At 75.2% G+C, this 19,544-nt stretch carries 21 protein-coding genes; 6 read left to right on the top strand and 15 right to left on the bottom strand.

Annotated elements, in window-relative coordinates; all coding sequences use genetic code 11:
• Window positions 1-120 precede the first annotated feature (120 nt).
• From FHX44_RS28930 to FHX44_RS28890, 9 genes are all read right to left on the bottom strand, one after another.
• Window positions 121-816, bottom strand: a complete 696-nt coding sequence (locus FHX44_RS28930; protein ID WP_212612692.1) for an ArsR/SmtB family transcription factor — start codon at window positions 814-816, stop codon at window positions 121-123.
• A gap of 45 nt (window positions 817-861) precedes the next feature.
• The gene (locus FHX44_RS28925; RefSeq protein WP_147258679.1) at window positions 862-1,185 is read right to left on the bottom strand and encodes a DUF3099 domain-containing protein; all 324 of its coding nucleotides are present in this window, start codon (window positions 1,183-1,185) and stop codon (window positions 862-864) included.
• Window positions 1,186-1,254: 69 nt separating this feature from the next.
• Window positions 1,255-2,097, bottom strand: coding sequence for an energy-coupling factor ABC transporter ATP-binding protein (locus FHX44_RS28920; protein WP_147258678.1), 843 nt, complete (start codon window positions 2,095-2,097; stop codon window positions 1,255-1,257).
• Complete coding sequence (gene cbiQ / locus FHX44_RS28915) at window positions 2,094-2,828, bottom strand: cobalt ECF transporter T component CbiQ (protein WP_147258677.1); 735 nt, start codon at window positions 2,826-2,828, stop codon at window positions 2,094-2,096. Before cbiQ ends, FHX44_RS28920 begins: the two co-directional genes overlap by 4 nt.
• Window positions 2,828-3,127 (bottom strand): energy-coupling factor ABC transporter substrate-binding protein, encoded by a 300-nt coding sequence (locus FHX44_RS28910; protein ID WP_147258676.1) that lies wholly within the window; start codon window positions 3,125-3,127, stop codon window positions 2,828-2,830. The genes cbiQ and FHX44_RS28910 overlap by 1 nt, the downstream gene beginning before the upstream one ends.
• Window positions 3,128-3,802, bottom strand: a complete 675-nt coding sequence (locus FHX44_RS28905; protein ID WP_147258675.1) for an energy-coupling factor ABC transporter permease — start codon at window positions 3,800-3,802, stop codon at window positions 3,128-3,130.
• A 73-nt stretch (window positions 3,803-3,875) separates the two neighbouring features.
• Entirely contained in the window at window positions 3,876-4,238 is a 363-nt protein-coding gene (locus tag FHX44_RS28900; protein ID WP_246170645.1) for an ArsR/SmtB family transcription factor, read from the bottom strand.
• A gap of 36 nt (window positions 4,239-4,274) precedes the next feature.
• Window positions 4,275-4,850 carry an HhH-GPD-type base excision DNA repair protein gene (locus FHX44_RS28895; RefSeq protein ID WP_147258673.1) on the bottom strand — a complete coding sequence of 192 codons (576 nt, stop codon included), beginning with the start codon at window positions 4,848-4,850 and terminating at the stop codon, window positions 4,275-4,277.
• Window positions 4,851-4,910: 60 nt separating this feature from the next.
• A complete protein-coding gene (locus tag FHX44_RS28890; protein ID WP_246170644.1) occupies window positions 4,911-6,188 on the bottom strand; it encodes an MFS transporter in 1,278 nt (425 codons plus the stop codon).
• Window positions 6,189-6,537: 349 nt separating this feature from the next.
• Here FHX44_RS28890 and FHX44_RS28885 point away from each other — a divergent pair, with 349 nt between their 5' ends.
• The 4 genes from FHX44_RS28885 (at window position 6,538) to FHX44_RS28870 (ending at window position 10,357) form a co-directional block, all read left to right on the top strand.
• On the top strand, window positions 6,538-8,025 hold the full coding sequence (locus FHX44_RS28885; RefSeq protein WP_147258672.1) for a DUF7782 domain-containing protein: 1,488 nt from the start codon (window positions 6,538-6,540) through the stop codon (window positions 8,023-8,025).
• The gene (dtd, locus tag FHX44_RS28880) at window positions 8,022-8,447 is read left to right on the top strand and encodes a D-aminoacyl-tRNA deacylase (protein ID WP_147258671.1); all 426 of its coding nucleotides are present in this window, start codon (window positions 8,022-8,024) and stop codon (window positions 8,445-8,447) included. The genes FHX44_RS28885 and dtd overlap by 4 nt, the downstream gene beginning before the upstream one ends.
• Before the next feature lie 147 nt (window positions 8,448-8,594).
• The gene (locus tag FHX44_RS28875; protein ID WP_147258670.1) at window positions 8,595-9,659 is read left to right on the top strand and encodes a sigma-70 family RNA polymerase sigma factor; all 1,065 of its coding nucleotides are present in this window, start codon (window positions 8,595-8,597) and stop codon (window positions 9,657-9,659) included.
• Window positions 9,660-9,829: 170 nt separating this feature from the next.
• Window positions 9,830-10,357, top strand: a complete 528-nt coding sequence (locus FHX44_RS28870) for a flavin reductase family protein (RefSeq protein WP_212612691.1) — start codon at window positions 9,830-9,832, stop codon at window positions 10,355-10,357.
• A 91-nt stretch (window positions 10,358-10,448) separates the two neighbouring features.
• Here the strand turns inward: FHX44_RS28870 and ptsP are convergent, their stop codons facing one another.
• The 4 genes from ptsP to FHX44_RS28850 all read right to left on the bottom strand — a co-directional run bounded on the left by ptsP (window position 10,449) and on the right by FHX44_RS28850 (window position 15,286).
• A complete protein-coding gene (gene ptsP, locus FHX44_RS28865; RefSeq protein ID WP_246170643.1) occupies window positions 10,449-12,929 on the bottom strand; it encodes a phosphoenolpyruvate--protein phosphotransferase in 2,481 nt (826 codons plus the stop codon).
• Between the two features lie 61 nt (window positions 12,930-12,990).
• Window positions 12,991-13,638, bottom strand: a complete 648-nt coding sequence (gene dhaL, locus FHX44_RS28860; RefSeq protein WP_147258669.1) for a dihydroxyacetone kinase subunit DhaL — start codon at window positions 13,636-13,638, stop codon at window positions 12,991-12,993.
• The gene (dhaK, locus tag FHX44_RS28855) at window positions 13,638-14,639 is read right to left on the bottom strand and encodes a dihydroxyacetone kinase subunit DhaK (RefSeq protein WP_147258668.1); all 1,002 of its coding nucleotides are present in this window, start codon (window positions 14,637-14,639) and stop codon (window positions 13,638-13,640) included. Before dhaK ends, dhaL begins: the two co-directional genes overlap by 1 nt.
• Before the next feature lie 38 nt (window positions 14,640-14,677).
• Window positions 14,678-15,286 (bottom strand): TetR/AcrR family transcriptional regulator, encoded by a 609-nt coding sequence (locus tag FHX44_RS28850; protein ID WP_147258667.1) that lies wholly within the window; start codon window positions 15,284-15,286, stop codon window positions 14,678-14,680.
• Window positions 15,287-15,352: 66 nt separating this feature from the next.
• On the opposite strand from FHX44_RS28850, the gene FHX44_RS28845 reads away from it, so the two are divergent.
• Both FHX44_RS28845 and FHX44_RS28840 read left to right on the top strand, forming a co-directional pair.
• Window positions 15,353-16,519, top strand: coding sequence for an FAD-dependent monooxygenase (locus FHX44_RS28845; RefSeq protein WP_147258666.1), 1,167 nt, complete (start codon window positions 15,353-15,355; stop codon window positions 16,517-16,519).
• Window positions 16,516-16,977 carry a bleomycin resistance protein gene (locus FHX44_RS28840; protein WP_147258665.1) on the top strand — a complete coding sequence of 154 codons (462 nt, stop codon included), beginning with the start codon at window positions 16,516-16,518 and terminating at the stop codon, window positions 16,975-16,977. The genes FHX44_RS28845 and FHX44_RS28840 overlap by 4 nt, the downstream gene beginning before the upstream one ends.
• A gap of 5 nt (window positions 16,978-16,982) precedes the next feature.
• On the opposite strand, the gene FHX44_RS28835 is transcribed toward FHX44_RS28840, so the two are convergent.
• Both FHX44_RS28835 and FHX44_RS28830 read right to left on the bottom strand, forming a co-directional pair.
• On the bottom strand, window positions 16,983-17,960 hold the full coding sequence (locus FHX44_RS28835) for an endonuclease/exonuclease/phosphatase family protein (protein ID WP_147258664.1): 978 nt from the start codon (window positions 17,958-17,960) through the stop codon (window positions 16,983-16,985).
• A 240-nt stretch (window positions 17,961-18,200) separates the two neighbouring features.
• Window positions 18,201-19,430 carry a PucR family transcriptional regulator gene (locus FHX44_RS28830; RefSeq protein ID WP_147258663.1) on the bottom strand — a complete coding sequence of 410 codons (1,230 nt, stop codon included), beginning with the start codon at window positions 19,428-19,430 and terminating at the stop codon, window positions 18,201-18,203.
• Window positions 19,431-19,544 lie beyond the last annotated feature (114 nt).

The raw sequence follows: 19,544 nt of genomic DNA, 5'->3' as shown, positions 1-19,544 counted from the left end.
CGTCCGGGCGAGCTCGGACGAGCGCGGTGGCGATCTCCGTGATCCGGCGGGTGATCCCGGTCCACCAGTCGACGCTGGTGCCGAAGACGTCGAACGCCACCACGTCGATCTCGTCGGCCCTCACGACGCACCCGCCAGGTCGACCTGCAACCAGTCGCCGAGGCCCCGCTGACCCTGCGCCGTCATGCGCACCACCCGGCTCGCCTCGGACAGGCGCAGCCAGTCCAGCTCGATCAGCCGGCTCGTGACCGCCGCGCCGAGGCTGCCCGCCAGGTGGTGGCGGCGCTCGCTCCAGTCCATGCAGGCGCGGGCCAGCGGGCGGCGCCGGTGTTCGAGCCGCTCGATCCGTACGCCGATCTGTGCCAGCACGGCCGGGGCCGCCGGGGTGAGGGTGTAGCCGTGAGCGTCCGGGACGAGCACGCCGCGGTCGGCCAGCGCCTCGGCGAGGGCGACGCCCATCGTGCCCGCCAGGTGGTCGTAGCACATCCGGGCCCGGCGCAGGTTCTGCCCGCGGACGGCCGCCCGCAGCGATGTCACCCGTTCCGGCGGCGCGAGCAGCAGCAGCGCTTCGACGGCGTCCGCCACCGCGTTCGCCAGTCGGAACAGCCGCTGCCGGCCGGCCGGCTCGACGACGAGCAGCCCGCCGTCGACGAGCTTGCGCAGGTGCGCGCTCGCGAGCGACGCGGACGCCCCCGCGGCGTCGGCCAGTGCGGACGCCGACATCGGGCGGCCGCTGAGCAGCGCCAGCACCATCGCGACGCGCGTCCGGTCGGCGAGCAGCGACCCGATCCGCGCCAGTTCGGCCTCTCCCGTCACGGGCCGAACGTAGCCGCCGGACGCTTCAACCGCGGTTGAAGCGTGCTAGTGCCCCTGGCCGTCGATGACGGGGTGCTCGCGCTGCTCGATCTGGCGCCGGTCGGGCCGGTAGCTGTTGGTCTTCTCCGTCTTCTTCGGCAGCCGGTCGTTGGCGACGAGCACGGCCACCCACGGGAGCGGGATCGACAGCACGAGCAGGGTGACCGCGAGCCACGGGATCTCGTAGAAGGCGGCGGCGAGGACCATGAACGGGATCCGCATCCCCATCATGATCTTGTAGCGGCGCTTCCGGACGGCGAGCTCCTCCTCGTAGGAGAGAGCCGCGTCGGTGATGAGCACCGGGTCGGCTGCGCGCTGCGGATCTGCCACGACTCTCCCTCTGGCGCCGGTGGCGCCCTACACGTCCCATCGTGCCACTCGGGTGCGGTCGCGTCTGCCTTACCCGGGTGCCCGTTTCGCCATCTGCCCGGCGAGCAGGGCGTGCAGCTCGGCGGCGCTGCGGGGGCGGGCGTCCGATCCCGCGGCGCGCAACAGCCGGTGCACGCCCGGCGCCCAGGCGGGCCCGAGCCGCGCGCTCCGCAGCAGCTCCGGGTCGCCGAGCAGGTCGTCCACCGGGCCGGTCCGCACCCACCCGTCCGCGACCACGGCGACGTCGGCGGCCCAGCGGTGGGCGAGGTCGACGTCATGGGTGGAGAGCACCGGCGTCGTACCGCCCACCTCGAGCGCGGCGAGGGTGTCCAGCAGCGCCTCGACGCCCGCGGGGTCGAGGCCCGCCGTCGGTTCGTCGAGCACCAGGAGCCGGGGCGCCATCGCGACGGCGCCCGCGATCGCCACCCGCTTCTTCTGCCCGAACGAGAGCAGGTGCGGGGGCCGGTCCGCAAGGGCGGTGAGGTCGAGCGCGGCGAGGGCGGCGTCCACGCGCGCGTGCACCGCGGCGTCGTCCAGACCCATGTTGACGGGCCCGAACGACACGTCCTGGGCCACGGTGGCGGCGAAGAGCTGGTCGTCGGGGTCCTGCAGCACGAGCTGCACCTGCGTGCGCAGCGCGGTCCGGCCGGCCCGGGTGTGCCGCACCGGAACACCGTCGAGCAGCACCTCGCCCGCGTCCGGCACGAGCGCCCCGGCGAGCAGCCGGAAGAGCGTGGTCTTGCCCCCGCCGTTCGGGCCGAGGACCGCGACGCGCCGACCCGCGTGCAGCTCGAGGTCGGCGCCGGTGAGGACGGGACGGCCGGGCTCGTAGCCGAAGTGCAGGCCGCGGGCCTCGAGGACCGGGGGTGTCACGCGAGCACCAGCGAGACGGTGACGACCGCCGCGAGCAGCAGCCCGGTTCCCGCGAGGAACCGTCGCGAGAGCCGCTGTGGGGGCAGCATCACCCGCAACGACCCCGGCTCGCCGCGCAGGGCGAGGCCGTGTTCCATCCGCCGTGCGCGGTCGAACGCGCTCACGAACACCGCTCCCGCCTGCCCGGCAACCGATCGGAACGTGGTGCGCACGTCGCGGAACCCGAGCCGCCCCGCCTGCGCGGCGCGCACCGCGGCGATCCGGTCGAGGAGCAGGAACAGCAGCCGGTAGACCAGCCCCGCCACGTCGACGACGGCCGGCGGCACCCCGAGCCGGACCAGCCGGGGCAGGGCGTCGGCGACCGGGGTGGTGGCCGCGAAGAGCAGCAGGCACAGCAGCGCGGCGGTGGCGCGGCCTGCGAGCGCGAGCGCCGCGCCCGCGCCGGCGGGATCGAGCCGCACGAGCGTCGGGCCGCCCACCGAGAACAGCAACGGCAACGCGCCCACCACGACGAACACCAGCGGGCCCCGCACGGCCCGCACCAGCCGGCGCGGCCCGAGGCCCGCCGGGCCGAGCAACAGCGCCAGCGCCGCCACCCCGACGACGAGGGCACCCGGCCACGGCGGCAACGCGACGGCGCAGCAGAGCAGGCCGAACGCGAGCGCCGCCTTCTCCCCCGGGTGCCGGTGGCGCCACGGCCCGGTGCAGGCCAGCGCGTCGAGCGCGGGCATCAGGCCGGGGGGTCGGCCGGCCGCCGCGCGTTCCGGCGGCGGGTGCGCGCCACCCCGAACACGTAGCCGAGCACGCCCCCGCCGATCGCCGCCTGCAGCGCGAACAGGCCGGACGCCGTCTCCGCCGACGGCTCGAACAGCGGGGCGAACCACGGCCGGTAGTCGGTCTCGTCGATGCGCTCGACGGCCACTCCGTCGGCGCCGGCGAACTCGGTGTCGCTGCCGATGACGATCGGCACCGCCGCGAGCAGCACGACACCCAGCACGAGCAACCAGTTGACCAGGCTGAACCGGGACACTCAGACCTCCTGGCGGGCCGGTCGGACGCCGAGCCGGGCGAGCTCTGCCGGGCTGACGCGGGTGAGCAGGCGCACGACCAGCACGGTCAGCAGGCCCTCGCTCACGGCGAGCGGGATCTGCGTGACGGCGAAGATCGCGAGGAACTCGGCGAGCGCGCCCGCCACGCCGGACGCGGCGTCCGAATGGGCGAGGGCGAGCTGGACTGCGGTGGTGCAGTAGGTGGCGAGGTCGGCCAGCGCCGCGGCGAGGAACACCGCGACCGAGAGCCCGCCGCCGATGCGCCGGACCAGCGCGTACACGGCGTAGGCGACCCACGGCCCGACCACCGCCATCGAGAAGGCGTTGGCGCCGAGGGTGGTGATCCCGCCGTGGGCGAGCAGCAGCGCCTGGAAGGTCAGCACGATCGTGCCGAGCAGCGCCATCACGGGTGGTCGGAACAGGATCGCGCCGAGACCCGTGCCCGTCGGATGCGAGCTGGAACCCGTGACGGACGGGAGCTTCAGCGCCGAGAGCACGAACGTGAACGCACCGGCCGCACCGAGCAGCAACCGGGTCTCGGGCTCCTCACGGACCTGCCGGACCACGGCGCGCGCCCCGTGCACGACGAACGGGGCAGCCACGGCCGTCCAGGCCAGGGCGTGCAACGGCGGCAGGTACCCCTCGGCGATGTGCACCGGCGGACCCTAAGCCGGGTCCGCGACCACCTGCAAGCCTGAACAGTCCTTCAATCGTCCACGAGCAGGCGTTCTAGCGGTGGGCGTCTCCGTGGGCATGCAGCACGACGTCGCCGACGACGCCCTCGGACACCACGTCCAGAAGCCGGGTGGTGAGCCCGCCGGTGACCCGGTAGCGCACGAGCCTGCCCTGCCGGTGGGCGCTGACCATCCCGTGCGCACGCAGCAGCCGCAGCGCGTGCGACACGGCGCTGTCGCTCATGCCGACGGCGAACGCGAGGTCGGAGACGCACAGGTCGCCCGCGTGGTGCAGCGCGAGCAGGATGCTGAGCCGGTTGACGTCACCCAGCGCGTCGAGCACCGCAGCCGAGTGCTGGAGCTGCGCGGCGTCGGCCAGGACGGCCGCGGCGTCGCACACCTGGTCGGGATCGATCACCCGCGTGTCCCGGCGGGCTGCGGGCACCCGATGCACTCAGCCTCCCGCCTTCGCGGCAGCCTTCTTGGCCTGCTTGTACTCGCGGACCTGGGCGAGGGACGCGGCGTCGACGACGTCGGCCACCGAGCGGTGCACGCCCTCCTCGCCGTATCCGCCCGCGGCCTCCCGCCATCCCGCAGGCGTGACGCCACGCTGCTTGCCCAGCAGGGCGGTGAAGATCTGCGCCTTCTGCGTGCCGAAGCCGGGGAGCTCGTTGAGCCGGCGGAACAGCTCGCGACCGTCGTCGACGCCGCTCCAGATCCGGGAGGCGTCGCCGTCGTAGTGCTCGACGATCGCGGCGGCGAGCGCCTGCACCCGTGCGGCCATCGAACCCGGGTAGCGGTGCACGGCGGGCGGGCCGCGGAAGATCTGGACGAGCGCCTCCGGGTCGTACGCGGCGAGCTCGCGGGCGTCGAGCTCGGTGACGCCGAGCCGCTGGGCGATCAGGCCCGGGCCCGCGAACGCCCGCTCCATGGGGAACTGCTGGTCCAGCAGCATGCCGATCAGCAGTGCGAGTGGGTCGCGGTCGAGCAGCGCGTCGGCGTCGGCGTCCTGGGCGAGACAGAGGGCCACAACGGGAGAGTAGCGCCGCCGAACACCCCCCGGCTGCGGCACACACGCCCCGCAGGCCCCTCAGGTGAGCGCGGGCACGGGCTCGTCGCCGCTCTCCCGCGGCGTGACCGGCGCGGGCCGTGCCGATCGCCGCGCATCGCGGATCCTGACGAGTGCGGCGAGTGCCGCGACGGTGGCCAGCAGCGCGACGACTCCGGACACCTGGAGCGCCGTCGCCACGCCCATGGTCTCCGACATCCAGCCCACCAGCGGGCCACCGAGCGCCCCGGCGGCCGCCGACACGCTGCTCTGCGCCGCCAGCACGCGCCCACGCATGTCGTCGGCGCTGTCGAGCTGCACCCGCGTGCCCATCGCGGTGTCGATGACCACCGCGCCCGCCGCGATCGGCAGGATGACCGCGGCGAACAGCAGCAGGCCTGCCGACAGCCCGCTGACGAACTGCAACGCGCTCGTGACGAGGGCGGCGCCCAGCAGCACGCGGACACCCAGCTCGCGGCACTGGGCGGCGAGCAGCCCGCCGATGACGGTACCCACCGCGAACACCGTGGACAGCAGGCCGAACCCGGCCGCCCCGGCCTGCAGCGGGCCGGTGCTCATCGCGGCCATCGTCACCTGGTAGTTGCGGCCGACGCTGGAGAGGACGAAACCGAGTGCGAACAGCACCAGCAGCCTGCTCTCGCCCCGCAGGTAGCGGAAACCGGCCAGCATCCCGCTGCGCTGCGGTGGACTGACCTCCATCGGGTGCAGGGTGTTCGGACGGATGGCGAGTACGGCGGCGATCACGGCGAGGAAGCTGAGGGCGTTCACGCCGAAGAGGAGCGCCGCGCCGCCGAGGCCGGCGAGCACGCCGCCGAGGCTCATGCCGAGGATGCGGCCCGTCGAGTTGAAGATGCTGCCGAGGGCGAGCGCGTTGCCCAGGTCGGCAGGTCCGACGACCTGGGCCGCGAGCTTGCCCATCGGCGGCCCGTCCAGCGCCGAGACGAGACCGGTCAGGACGGCGATGGCGTAGATCGAGGTGGTGGACGCGCCGGTCAGGGCGATCACGCCGAGCGTCGCCGCCAGCAGCAGGTGCAGGCTCTGGGTGGCGAGGACCATCGGCCGCAGCGGCAGCCGGTCGGCCAGTGCACCCGACCACGAGCCGAGCACCAGCATCGGCACGGCCTGGAACAGGATCGTGAGACCGACCGCGGTCGCCGAGCCCGTGGACTCGAGGACCAGCCAGTTCAGTCCGAGCACCTGCATCCAGGTGCCGGTGGAGGAGACGAGGTCCGATGCCGCCCACAACCGGTAGTTGCGGTGACGGAGTGCGCGGAACATCGGCGGCAGTTGCAGCCGCAAGGGGGGAGCCTTTCGGGGAGCGCTTCGGAAGCGCGCGTGCGGGGAGCGGCACCGGCCGCGGGGAAGAATGTGTCTGAGAAGCCCGCATGTGGGCCGCAGACGCCGGTGATCGAGCAAGCAGGTCCCGGCCGCCCTGGGCGGCCCGCTCCGCGCTTCTCGAACACATTCTCAGCGACGTCGACGTCGTGACGGCCGTGCCGGGCGGTGCAACCCACTGCTTCCCCCCGCGGAATCCCGCGGCGCCGGGATTGAGGCGGACGCCACGCCCGATCCGCGTTTGGACGCGGGCGCGTCAGGGCACAGGTGGCGCCCTGGATCGGGCGTGCGGGCGGCAGGCGAGACTGTTGCGGTGCTTCCCCATCTCTCCCCCGGCGCCGCGTCGGCGCTGCGCACGGCGCTCCTGCGCGCCCGCTACACCACGGACGGCGTGCGCGAGCTGCTCGGCCCGTCCGCGCACGCCGCACTCGGGCGCGGCGAGATCGAGCCCGCCTTCCGCGCCAGCCGCGACGGCGGGGAGCTCGGCGTGCTCGTGCGGCTGCTGCTGCTCGGCGTCAGCGAGCCGGAACCGGCCGTCGTGGCCGCGCTCGCCCCGCTCGCGCCCGCCGATGCGGTGGCGGCGGGCCTGCTCACGCCGTCGGATGGCGGCTGGCGGGCGGCGCTGGACCTTCGCCCGTACGGCGACGAGGACGGCGACTGGTGGGTGCTGTCCGACCTCGACGCCCGCCGGCAGGAGCGCGACCACGTCACCGGGGTGGGCGGCGCGTCACTGACGCTCGCCGCCGCCACGGTCCGGCGTCCGGTCGGCTCGCTGCTCGACCTCGGCACCGGCTGCGGCGTGCAGGCCCTGCACGCGAGCCGGCACGCCCGGGCCATGACGGCCACGGACGTTGCGCCGCGGGCGCTCGCGATGGCCGGTGCGACGTTCGCGCTGAACGCACCCGCTCTTCGCGGAATCGACGTCGAGCTGCTCGACGGGCCGTGGCTGGAGCCGGTGGCCGGCCGCCGGTTCGACCAGATCGTCTCCAACCCGCCGTTCGTGCCGGGGCCCGCACGCGTGGACTACGTCTACCGCGACTCGGGACAGGACGGTGACGCGGCGCTCGCGGCGCTGCTGCGCGCCCTGCCCGGCCACCTGGAACCCGGCGGTGTGGCGCAGCTGCTCGGCTCGTGGCTGCACGTGCGCGGCGAGGACTGGCCCGACCGCGTGCGGTCCTGGCTGCCGCCGGGCGTCGACGCGTGGATCGTGCAGCGCGAGGTGTCCGATCCGGCGCTGCACGTCGGGACGTGGCAGCGCGACGCAGGCCTCGACCTCACCTCACCGGAGGTACGCGCCCAGGCGGGCGCGTGGCTGGACTGGATGGAGCGCGAGCGCGTCGAGGCCGTCGGGTTCGGGTTCCTCACCCTCCGGCGAACGGACGGGGAACCGACCGTCGTGTTCGAGGACCTGCTCGGGGACGTCGCCGACCCGCTGGGCCCGGAGACCGCGGGCTGGCTGGACCGCGTCGACTGGCTGCGCGCCCACGCCCGCGACGACGCGCTGCTCGCCGCGCCGCTGACGGTGGCGCCGTCGGTGGTGCTGGAGACCTACGCCGAGCCCGGCGCAGAGGGGTGGACCGAGGTCGGTGCCGCCGTCGCCCGGTCGGACGGCCCGCGCTGGCGCCACGAGGTCGACGGCCCCGCCGCCGCGCTGCTGGCCGGTTGCCAGGGCGCGCTCGCGCTCGGGGAGCTCGTGGAGCTGCTCGCCGTCGCGCACGACCGGCCGGCCGACGAGCTGGTGGCCGCGACGCTGCCGGCCGTGCGCGAGTTCGTCCGGCACGGCGTGCTGGTGCCGGCGTGAGGGCCGTCGCCGCGCGGGTGACGCGGGCCGCTGTACGGGTGGACGGCGAGGTGGTCGGCGAGATCACCGGCCCCGGCCTGCTCGTGCTGCTCGGCGTGCACCGGGACGACACCGTGGCCGCCGCACCCGTGATGGCCCGCAAGCTGCACGAGCTGCGGGTCCTGCCCGGCGAGTTGTCGTGTGCCGATGCGGGCGCCCCGCTGCTCGTGGTGAGCCAATTCACGCTCTACGGGGAAACCCGCAAGGGCAGGCGCCCGTCGTGGTCGGCAGCCGCCCCGCCGGAACAGGCGGAGCCGCTGGTCGAGGCGGTGGTGGCGGCACTGCGCGAGCGTGGCGCCCCCGTCGCCACGGGCGTGTTCGGCGCCATGATGGCGGTCGAGTCGGTCAACGACGGCCCGTTCACGGTGCTGGTGGAGGTGTAACCCGGGCCGCTGAGGGCACGCTGAGAGTGCACGAGCGCACAGTGGCGATCCGGGAACGATATGAGCAAAGGGTGCGTTGACCCCCATGAGAGCCCCGGCGGCAGCTGAAGCCAACGCCCCGCCCGGGTCGCGCAAGGGGAGGACCACATGACAGCGCCCACGATCAACGGGCCGAAGACCGCCCGGCCCGCCATCCCGGGCCAGCGTACCGACTCCGACCCGCTGGAGACCACCTCTGGCGACCGTTCCGAGGAAATCGCCCCCGAGCTCTCCGCTGAGGACCTCGACGCCCAGAGCCCCGCGGCCGACCTGGTCCGCGTCTACCTCAACGGCATCGGCAAGACCGCGCTGCTCACGGCGGCGCAGGAGGTCGAGCTGGCCAAGCGGATCGAGGCCGGCGTGTTCGCCCAGCACGTGCTGGACGAGGCCGCGACCGGCGATCTCGACAAGCAGTACGCCGCCGACCTGCGGGCGATCGTCCGCGACGGCCGGCGGGCCCGTAACCACCTGCTCGAGGCCAACCTGCGCCTCGTCGTGTCGCTGGCCAAGCGCTACACCGGCCGTGGCATGCCGCTGCTGGACCTGATCCAGGAGGGCAACCTCGGCCTGATCCGCGCGGTCGAGAAGTTCGACTACACCAAGGGCTTCAAGTTCTCGACCTACGCCACCTGGTGGATCCGCCAGGCGATCACGCGCGGCATGGCTGACCAAGCCCGCACCATCCGCCTGCCCGTCCACCTCGTGGAGCAGGTCAACAAGCTGGCCCGGATCAAGCGCGACCTGCACCAGAAGCTCGGCCGCGACGCCACCCACGAGGAGCTCGCCGCGGAGTCGGGCATCGACGAGGGGAAGATCGCCGACCTGCTCGACCACGCCCGCGACCCGGTGAGCCTCGACATGCCGGTCGGGTCCGAGGAGGAGGCGCCGCTCGGCGACTTCATCGAGGACGGCGAGGCCACCGACGCCGAGACCACGGTGATCTCGCACCTGCTGCACGACGACCTCCGTCGCGTGCTCGCCACCCTCGAGGAGCGCGAGCAGCAGGTCATCCGGATGCGCTACGGCCTCGACGACGGCCAGCCCCGCACGCTCGACCAGATCGGCCGCCGCTTCGGGCTCTCCCGGGAGCGCGTGCGCCAGATCGAGCGCGAGGTCATGGCCAAGCTGCGGATCGGCGAGCGCGCCGACCGGCTGCGGGCCTACGCCAGCTGAGCCGGCTGATCCGGGGGCACGTGGATCGCCTGACCGGCGCCACCCGAGTGGGCTCCCCGTGAGCCGGGTGGCGCCGGCCAGCACACTGTGTACCGGCTGAGCGGGAACACACCGGTCGGGGCACACCGATGAGGCCCCGACTTCATCCCAACGGGTCTTAGGCTCAGGGCATGGGTGTTCCCGCCGGACCCGTCTCCCCCGCCGTCATGCGGGAGGTGCTCGGCCACTTCGTGTCCGGGATCGTGGTCGTCACCGCGGCCACCCCCGCCGGCCCGCTCGGCTTCACCTGCCAGTCGTTCGCCTCGCTGTCGCTGGACCCGCCGCTGGTCAGCTTCGCCGCGGCCCGCACGTCCACCACCTGGCCGCGGATCCGCGAGGCCGACACGTTCTGCGTCAACGTGCTGGCCGCCGACCACCAGGAGCTCTCCGCCGGCTTCGCCCGCTCCGCGGGAGACGGCGTCGACAAATTCGCCGGTGTCCTCTGGCGCCCGAGCCCGTCCGGCGCACCGGTGCTCGACGGCGTGAGCGCCTGGATCGACTGCACCCTCTGGAACGAGTACGACGGCGGCGACCACACCATCGCGGTCGGCCGGGTCCAGGACCTCGGCGCCACCCCCGACCGGCTCCCCCTGCTCTACTACCGCGGCCGCTACGGCGTCACCGCCGATCCCCCGCACACCGAGCGAACTGTGCAGTGACGCTCCTGCCGTGAGCGCGCGCCCGATGGGGTGAGAGTCCCTCCAGCGGATCCGGGTGACGCATGGGGGACCCAGCACGTGAGCCGCGGTGTCACTGCACGCGGATCGCGCTCTCGGCCGCGCGGCGGACGGCGGCCGGGCCGTCCGCGGTGAGCGCGTCGGCGGCGCGGCGGGCGGCCAGGACCGCGTCCAGCTCGCGTACGACCTGTTTGGTGCCCGGGACCGCGGGTGGGGCCGTGCTCAGCTCGCGCACGCCGAGCCCGACGAGGAGCTGCGCGGCAAGGGGGTCGGCGGCGGCCTCGCCGCACACCGCGACGAGGGCCCGCTCCCCCGCCGCCCGGCACACCGCGTCGACCAGACCGAGCACGCCGGGATCGAGGGGGTCGGCCAGCGCCGCGACGGCCGGGTTGCCGCGCTCGGCGGCGAGCGCGTACTGGGTGAGGTCGTTCGTGCCGATGCTGAAGAAGTCGACGTGGGGCGCGAAGGCGGCCGCCTTGAGGGCGGTCGCGGGGACCTCCACCATGATCCCGACCTGCAGCCCGGGAGGCGTCCCCCTGCCGTCCGCGGCGATCGCGGCGTCCAGGGCGCGGCGGGCCGCGACCAGCTCGTCGAGCGTGGCGACCATCGGGAACATCACGCTCATCGGCGTCTCGTGCGCCACGCGGACGGCGGCGAGGAGCTGGTCGGCGAGCAGGCCGGGGAACCCCTCGGCGAGCCGGATGCCGCGCATCCCGAGGAACGGGTTGGCCTCGGCCGGGAGCGGCAGGTAGGGCAGCGGCTTGTCGCCGCCCACGTCGAGCGTGCGCAGCGTGATCCGGCGGCCGCCGAGCGCCGCGGCGACCTCGCGGTACGCCGCTTCCTGCTCGTCGACGTCCGGCGCCTCGGTCCGGCCGAGGAACAGGAACTCCGTGCGCAGGAGCCCGACGAGGTCCGCTCCGGACGCCGCCGCGTGTGCCGCGTCCGCCGGCGAGCCGACGTTGGCGCCCACGAGCACGGCGATGCCGTCGCGGGTCACGGCCGGCGCCGCCGCCTGCTGCCGGGCCTGCGCCTCCCGCTCGGCCTGCGCCTCTGCCCGTGTGCGGAAGGCGGCCAGCACGTCCGGCTCCGGGTCGACGACCAGCTCGCCCGCCGCGCCGTCGAGGACGAGGGGCGTGCCCTCCGGTACGTCGAGCACGCCGGGACCGGCCGCGACGATCGCGGGCACCCCGCGGGCGCGCAGCAGGATCGCGCTGTGCGCGGTGGGGCTGCCGCCCGCGAGCACGACGCCCGCCACCCGTTCCGGGTCGAGCACCGCGGCCTGCGCCGGGGCGAGGTCGGTGGCCACGAGGACGGGGGCGGGGCCGCCGTCGTCGATCGGGACGAGGGCCGGCGCGCCGACGAGAGTCCGCAGCACCTGCGCGGAGACGGCGCGCACGTCGGCGGCGCGCGCGGCGAGGTAGGGATCGGGCACGGCCTCCCACGCGGCCGCGACGCGCTCGGCGGCGTCGGCCCAGGCGCGCGGCGCCGACGCCCCGCCCGCGATTCCGGAGCGGGCGTCGGCGAGCAGTGCGGGGTCGTCGAGCAGGAGCAGGTGGGCGTCGAAGATCGCCGCCTCCTCCTTCCCCAGCTCGCGCTCGGCGGCGTCGCGGCCGGCCCGGATCTCGGCCGCGACCACCGGCAGCGCCGCGTCGAGGCGCTCGCGTTCGACGGCAGGGTCGGCGGCGGGGTCGTCCGGCACGACCGGGACCGGCGGTTCGGCCGCGCGCTTCGGCCCGATGCCGATCCCCGGCGAGGCCGGGAGGGGCCCTCCACCGGACGCGCGTGCCGCCGGCTGGGCGACCGGCGCGGGCTGCGACGCGGTGGGCGCCTCGTCGAAGTGCCGGGACGCCAGGCCGAGCACGGCCTCGACGGCGGCACCCGCGCCCGGACCCGTCGCGCCGACCTCGACCCGGTGCCCGGCCAGCGCACCCAGCGCGGTGAGCCCGGCGAGGCTCGCCGCCGAGATCCAGTCCGACCCGGTGGTCGCGTTGCGAACCCGCACCTGGGCCCCGTCCAGGCTCCGGACGAGGGCGGCGAGCCGTGCGGCGGGGCGCGCGTGCAGGCCGTGCGGGTTGGCGACGGTGAACTCGGCGGTGACCCCGGCGTCTCCGGCCGGGGCCGGAGGCGCGTCCGACGGGGCGCCGCCGAGCTGGGCCTGCTTCCCACCGAGCGCGGCCGCCGCCTCGGCGGCCACCTCCTCCCGGTCGGCCCCGCCGGCCGCCGTGACGGCCGCGACGACCAGCCCTTCGACGAGCGGCGCCGGGCACAGCAGCACGCGATCGCGCGCGTCCGGGTCGTCGAGCAGGTCGAGCGCCAGCTCGGCGGAGAGCACGGCGCTGCCGAGGTCCATCAGCACGACCACGCCGGCCCCGGAGTCGGCGGCGCCGATCGCGGCGGCGATCGCGACGGCGTCGGTGCCGAACGTGGTCTCGTCGAGCCCGGCGGCCACCTCGATCGCGAGCTCCCCCGGCGCCATCTCCCGCGCCAGCGCCACGGCACCGTCGGCCAGCGCGCGGCTGTGCGAGACGACGACGATCCCGACGAGCCCGCTCACGCCGCCACCCCGTTCTGCAGCACGGTGGCCGTGCTGCGGTGGGGCGTGAGCGGCGGCAGGCTCATCCGAGCGTGTCCGCCGCCGTCTGCAGGAGCAGGGCGGCCGACGTTGCGCCGGGGTCCTGGTGGCCCACGCTGCGCTCGCCCAGGTAGCTGGCGCGGCCCTTGCGGGCCTGCATCGGGGTGGTGGCGTCGCGGCCCTGCGCTGCGGCGTCCGCGGCGGCCCGCAGCGCGCCCCCCGTGTCCTCCCCGCCGAGCGCGGCGTCGAGGGCGTCGACGGCGGGGGCGAGCGCGTCGTACATCGTCTTGTCGCCCGCCTCGGCCTTGCCGCGCGCGACCACGCCGTCGACGCCCGCCCGCAGGGCCGCGGCGAACAGCTTCTGGTCGAGCGTGCCTGCGTCGCCGATCGCGGTGGCCATCCGCAGGAAGAACGTGCCGTACAGCGGGCCGCTGGCACCGCCGACGGTGCTGACGAGCGTCATGCCGACCTGCTTCAGCAGGGCGGCCGGATCGTCCGGGGAGGCCGTGTCGAGCTTCGCGATCACCGCCTTGAAACCGCGGTTCATGTTGGCGCCGTGGTCGGCGTCGCCGATCGCCGAGTCGAGCCGGGTGAGCTCCTGCTCGTTCTCGGCGATGGCGGCCGCGAACGCGCGGATCCAGCGCTCGACCGCGGCCGCGTCGATCACGGCGAACTCGTCGGGGGCGGCCATCAGGCGCCCCACCGCAGGCCGGGGGTGCGGACGGGCGCGTCCCACAGCCGCAGCAGCTCGTCGTCCAGCTGCAGCAGCGTGACCGAGCAGCCGGCCATCTCCAGGCTCGTGATGTACGACCCCACCAGCGACCGCGCGACGCCGACCCCGGCCTTCGCGAGGATCCGTGCCACCTCGTTGTACATCAGGTACAGCTCCAACTGCGGCGTGCCGCCCATCCCGTTGACGAACAGGAGCGTGCCGCCGTCGCCGGTGAAGTCCCGGTCGGCGAGGATCGGCTCCACGAGCATCTCCGCCACCTCGCGCGCGGGTGCGAGCGGCACCCGACGACGGCCCGGCTCGCCGTGGATGCCGATGCCGATCTCCATCTCGTCGTCGGGCAGGTCGAACGTCGGCCGGCCCGCGGCCGGCACCGTGCACGACGTGAGCGCCATGCCCATGCTGCGCCCGGCCTCGTTGACCCGGCGGGCGATCGCGGCCACGCCCGCGAGGTCACGTCCCTCGTCGGCCGCGGCGCCCGCCAGCTTCTCGACCAGCACGGTGACGCCCACGCCCCGCCTGCCGGCCGTGTAGAGGCTGTCCTGCACCGCGACGTCGTCGTTCGTCACGATCGAGACGACCTCGACGCCGGTGTCGGCGGCGGCGAGCTCGGCGGCCATCTCGAAGTTCATGACGTCGCCGGTGTAGTTCTTCACGATGTGCAGCACGCCGGCTCCGCCGTCGATGCCGCGGGTGGCCTCGAGCATCTGGTCGGGCACCGGTGAGGTGAACACCTCGCCCGCGCATGCGGCGTCGAGCATGCCGGGCCCGACGAACCCGCCGTGCAGCGGCTCGTGCCCCGACCCGCCGCCGGACAGCAGCCCGACCTTGCCCTGCACGGGCGCGTCCGCCCGGTAGACGATCTTGTGTTCGAGGTCGACCCGCAGATCGGGATGGGCCGCGGCGATGCCGCTCAAGGCCTCGGTGACGACGTCGGCAGGATCATTGATCAGCTTCTTCACGCCGGCCCTCCGCAGCGACTGGGACGATCTCGCGGACCCTACGACTCCTCCGTGTCCTGCGCCACGTCCCTTGGGACGGCTACGCCCGGTTGGGCCCGCAGCGCCCGCTCCAGCGCCGGCCCGAACACGGCCGCGAGGGCTGCCGGCTCGCACGGGCCGCGGACGAGCGCGGTGAACATCAGGCCGTCCAGCGTGGCCGTGATCTCCTCGGCGGAACGGTCGGCGTCGGTGGCACCGTGCCCCCGCAGCACGTCCGCGGCGAACGCCCTGACGGTGTCGCCTGCGCGCAGCAACGCCTCCTTCAGCTGCGGGTCGCGCAGCGCGGCGAGGTTCAGCTCGTATCGGGCCACGGTGCGGTACCGCTGGGTCGTGACCAACGCGATGGCGGCGTCGACGAGCGCCTCGACCAGCCCGCGCCCCTCGCGTTCGACGGTCGAGACGACCCGCCCCTCGACCGCGAAGTCGAGCTCCAGCAGCCGCTCGACACAGCCCGCGACCAGCGCGGAACGGCTGCGGAAGTAGTACGACGTGCTGCCCGGGGGGATGCCGGCCGCAGCGTCCACGGCGCGGTGGGTGAGCCCCCGCATGCCGCGCTCGGCCAGCACGTGCAGGGCGCCGTCGAGGATCTCGGTGCGGCGGTCGGACATAAAACCTCTACGTCTTGTAGAACCAGATCGGGTACGATCCGACTCTACAGATGTAGAGGGGGAAGCATGCACGTCGCCGTGATCGGGGCAGGGCTCGGCGGGCTGGCGGCGGCGGTGGCCGCGGACCGGGCCGGGCACACCGTCACCGTGCTGGAGCGGGCGCCCGCGCTGCGCGAGACGGGGGCGGGCATCGGGATCATGCCCAACGGCGTGCTCGCGCTCGACGCGCTCGGGCTCGGGGGGCCGGTGCGGGCACAGGCCGGTCCCCTCGACTCCGACGGCGGGATGCGGGACCGGCACGGGAACCCGCTGGTCACCGCCGATCTGGCCGCCGTGCAGGAGCGCGCCGGGGCGCCGCTCGTCGTCGTCCGCCGCTCCTGGCTGCACGGCCTGCTCGCCGACGCGCTGGCGCCGGGGATCGTGCTCACCGGAACGCCCGCCACGGCGCTGTACGACGCCGGGGACCACGTCGAGCTCCGCACGGGTGGTGGCCCCGTGCACGCCGACGCCGTCGTCGTCGCCGACGGCGCCCACAGCAGGCTGCGGTCCGCGCTGCTGCCCGATCACCCCGGCCTCGCGGGGTCCGGCGAGTACGCGGCGCGCGCGATCGCCCCTGCTGCACCGGCGGGTGTCCCGCTGCCGGTGGGAGAGCTCGTCGACCACCACACCGGCGACCGCTTCGGCTGCCTGCCGCTCGCCGACGGCGGCGTCTACTGGTACACGACGTGGCACGGCACGGCCCCGGCCGATCCCGCGGACCGGCACCGCTGGCTGCGCGATCGCCGTTCCGGATGGCACCCGTCGACCGTCGCGCTCCTCGACGCCACGCCGGCCGAGACCGTGCACGTCGTGGAGACCCAGCAGCTGGTCCACCCGCTGCCCACCATGGCCGTCGGCCGCGTCGCGCTGCTCGGCGACGCCGCCCACGCGATGACCCCGGACCTCGGGCAGGGCGCCTGCCAGGCGTTCGAGGACGCCGTGATGCTGGGTGCCGTGCTCGACGGGGCCTCCGCGGCCGGCGTGCCTGCCGCGCTGCGGGGCTACGACGCGATCCGGCGGCCCCGCACGTCGCATCTCCAGCGCGAGTGCCGCCGCATGCACCGGTTGCTCGGCCTCACCGGGTGGCGCGGCAGGCTGCGCGACGCGCTGCTGCGCCGCGTCCCCTCGGCCCTCGCCGTGCGGTCGCTCGCCGCGCAGTACCGGTTCGACGTCCGTGGCAGCATCGCGGTGTGACCGACACGGGCGACGATCGGGAACGCGCGGTCCCGATCCTGACGGTGCTCGACCTCGACGAGGCGGCCGGGTTCTACGCCCGGCTCGGGTTCGAGGTCGGGTCGCGCTACGACGACTACGTGATCCTGCACCGGAGGCCGTCGACCGAGCTGCACCTGGCCCGGTTCCCGGAGCACGACCCGCACGTGACCGCGGGAAGCATCTACCTGCGGGTCACCGACCCGCAGGCCCTCCACGACTCGCTGCGCGCCGAACTCGCCCGCGAGGGCGTCCTGTACCCGGCCCCGGCGAGCGGCCTCACGCCCGAGCTGACGACCGAGCTCCGCGCCCGGATCGCCGCGGGCGAACGGCTGGTGCGGCTCCACGAGATCGAGGACAAGCCGTGGGGGATGCGCGAGTTCACCGTGGTCGACCCGGCAGGCAACGCCGTGCGCGTCGGCCAGGTGATCGACGCGTAGCCGCGTCAGCCGGTCAGGCGGAGGCGCGCGAGCACGGCACGGTGATCGCTGCCGGTGAGGTCGAGCACCTCGAACCGGGTGGTGACGGCGTCGGCGGGCACCAGCACGTGGTCGATCTGGATGCCGAGCCAGCGGGGAACGCCCGCCGGGAACGTGCCGGCCAGGCCGCGCCCCGTGCCGTCGGCGGCGCTGCGGCAGCGGCCGAGCGCTGCGCGCAGGGCGGGGTGGTCGAGCGTGGCGTTGAAGTCGCCTGCCACCAGCGGCGCCACCGGGCCCGAGCACCAGCTCCCGATGAGCGCCAGCTCGTCGTGCCACCAGGCGGTGCTGCGCCGCGACATCGGCGCGGTGGGGTGCACGGCGTAGAGGGTGCGTTCTCCCAGGATCCCGCCGGTGGCCTCGAGGTGGGGCAGCCGCATCCCGTGGCCCGGCCGGACCCGCACGTCACCCGCGCGCTCGCCCACCAGCAGGACGACGTCGCCGCCGTCGCGGCGCCTGCCGCCCGAGGCCACCCAGGCGCGGTAGCCGAGCCCGGCGAGCAACGGCATGAGCTTGTCGCGGAAGTCGGCCCCCGCCTCGGGCAGCACCACGAAGTCGGGGCGCTCGTCGGCCACCAGCGCGGCGAGCGCGCCGGTGTCGGCGCTGCCGTGCCGCACGTTGGCGGTGACGACGGTGACGTCGCCCGGCCCCGGTGCCGCGCCGGGCTTTCGGGCGGCGCGCCGCCCTACGGGCGCACCGGCGGCCAGCCCGGCCGCCGCGAGGCCGGCGGCGAGCACGCGGGTGCGGGGGCGGGTGGCCAGCAGGACGGCGCCGGCGAGCGCGGATGCCGCCATGTGCGGGCGCCACGCCTGGGCGACCGCGGCGAACGTGGCGGGGCCGCCCTCAGCGAGTGCGCGCGCCGTGTACGCCTTCTCCGCGACCAGTGGCCGGAGGCTCCGCGGGACGAGCGGGCGAACCAGCGCGTTCACCAGCGGTAGCAGGGCCATGGATGCCGGTTCCTCTCTCCGTGGGCGCCCGGCAGTCGCGTCGGCGGGCATCCGGTGAACGTCCACGACGCGCGGCGGGTTCCTCGGCGGCCGCGTCGCTCGGGCGGGGATCAGGGTATCCGACCACCGATCGGCTCCCCGAGCATGATCCTTCCGAGATCCCCGCTCATCGCCCTCTAGGGGGCGATCCCGCGCATCCCAGAACGGTCGATCGTTGCGAGACCACGGGCTCCGCCCTGCTCAGGGCGCTGAGCGCGATATCGGAATGATCTTGGCCGCCAGGAGGCCGAGGGTGAGGAGCAGGCGGTCCCGGGGGTCGCCGAGGGAGCGCCCGGTGGCGGCCTCGATGCGGCGCATCCGGTAGATCACGGTGTTGCGGTGGCAGAAGAGCGCGGAGGCCGCGTGGGTGGGTGAGCCGCCTGCGGCGAGCAGCTGCTCGAGGGTCTGCAGGAGCGAGTCCCGGTCGGCGGTCGGCAGGTCGAGCAGGCCGCCGAGGCCGGCCCGCACCACGCGCGGGGCGAGCTCGGGGCTGTCGGCGAGCAGGGCCTCGGGGAGCCGCTCGTCCAGCACCGCGAGGCCGGGAGCCGCGAGGGTGCGGGCGGCGGTGTGCGCGAGCCGGTAGCCGGTGTCGAGGGCGCCCAGCCCGTCGACGACCGGGGAGACGCCCACCCGGCCGGCCGCACACGGACGCAGCGCGTCCACGGCCACCTGCGGGGAACGGTTCCCGAGCGCGGCGACGCCCACCTCGTCGCGGGGGCGCAGGAACCACGCCGACGCGATGCCGACGGCCGCGAGCACCTCCTGCGGCCCGCGCAGCGCGTCCTCCCCCGACGGGTCGACGGGGGCGACGATGCACAGCACCGGCCCCGTCTCCGGGAGCCCGAGCACGGTCGCGGCGTCGCGCAGGAAGGCCGGGTCGCCTCCGCGGCCCTCGATGAGCCCGTCGAGCACGGCGTGGCGGCGGCCCAGGTCGTGGCTCTGCAGCCGCAGCTCCTCCTGGCGGTAGGCCTGCACGAGCGCCGACGAGCTGCTGTCGTTGACCCGCCAGACGTAGCTCGCCGCGTCCAGCAGCGCCTCGTCGTGCGCGCCTGCGAACCGGCGGCGCGACACCTCCAGCAGCGCCTCCCAGAGTACGCGGCCGCCCAGCCGGTAGGCGCGCAGCACGACCTCGAGGGGCACGCCCGCGCGGGCCCGCCGCCGCCCGGTGTCGCAGGACGTGTCCTGCGGGTCCACGCCGTCGGGCACCTGGTCGGCGACCACCTGGACGCCCCGCTCGAGGTTGGCCCGGCACGCGGCGCGCAACTCCTCGATCATGTCGCGCTCGGCGTAGACCGGCTCGCGTTGCAGCACGAGCACGGTGAGCCGGTCGGCGAGCCCGTCGATGTCGTCGAGCAGCGCGGTACCCAGCATCCGCAGCGCCTCGTCCGCGGCCGGCCGCAGCCGACGGCCCGGGCGCCCGGTGGGCAACATCCCGGCACTGTGCAGCAGAGCGCACAGCACAGTCCAGCCCCTACGGGCGCACCGCCCAGATTCGCGGGCGGGATCTTGGGCGGCCCGCCCATGGCGCTCGTTGGGCGCTGCGCC

This window comes from Pseudonocardia hierapolitana, from assembly GCF_007994075.1.
In the GTDB taxonomy this organism is placed as follows: domain Bacteria; phylum Actinomycetota; class Actinomycetes; order Mycobacteriales; family Pseudonocardiaceae; genus Pseudonocardia; species Pseudonocardia hierapolitana.
The sequence above is the reverse complement of the archived record's forward strand: the minus strand, read 5'-3'. Positions and strand labels throughout refer to the sequence as shown.

Bases quoted from the DNA above. Each gene is read 5' to 3' on its own strand.
- FHX44_RS28830 (WP_147258663.1), bottom strand. From the start codon at position 19,430: ATGTTGCCCACCGGGCGCCCGGGCCGTCGGCTGCGGCCGGCCGCGGAC.
- FHX44_RS28875 (WP_147258670.1), top strand. From the start codon at position 8,595: ATGACAGCGCCCACGATCAACGGGCCGAAGACCGCCCGGCCCGCCATC.
- cbiQ (WP_147258677.1), bottom strand. From the start codon at position 2,828: ATGCCCGCGCTCGACGCGCTGGCCTGCACCGGGCCGTGGCGCCACCGG.
- FHX44_RS28850 (WP_147258667.1), bottom strand. From the start codon at position 15,286: ATGTCCGACCGCCGCACCGAGATCCTCGACGGCGCCCTGCACGTGCTG.
- FHX44_RS28845 (WP_147258666.1), top strand. From the start codon at position 15,353: ATGCACGTCGCCGTGATCGGGGCAGGGCTCGGCGGGCTGGCGGCGGCG.
- dhaL (WP_147258669.1), bottom strand. From the start codon at position 13,638: ATGGCCGCCCCCGACGAGTTCGCCGTGATCGACGCGGCCGCGGTCGAG.
- FHX44_RS28835 (WP_147258664.1), bottom strand. From the start codon at position 17,960: ATGGCCCTGCTACCGCTGGTGAACGCGCTGGTTCGCCCGCTCGTCCCG.
- FHX44_RS28870 (WP_212612691.1), top strand. From the start codon at position 9,830: ATGGGTGTTCCCGCCGGACCCGTCTCCCCCGCCGTCATGCGGGAGGTG.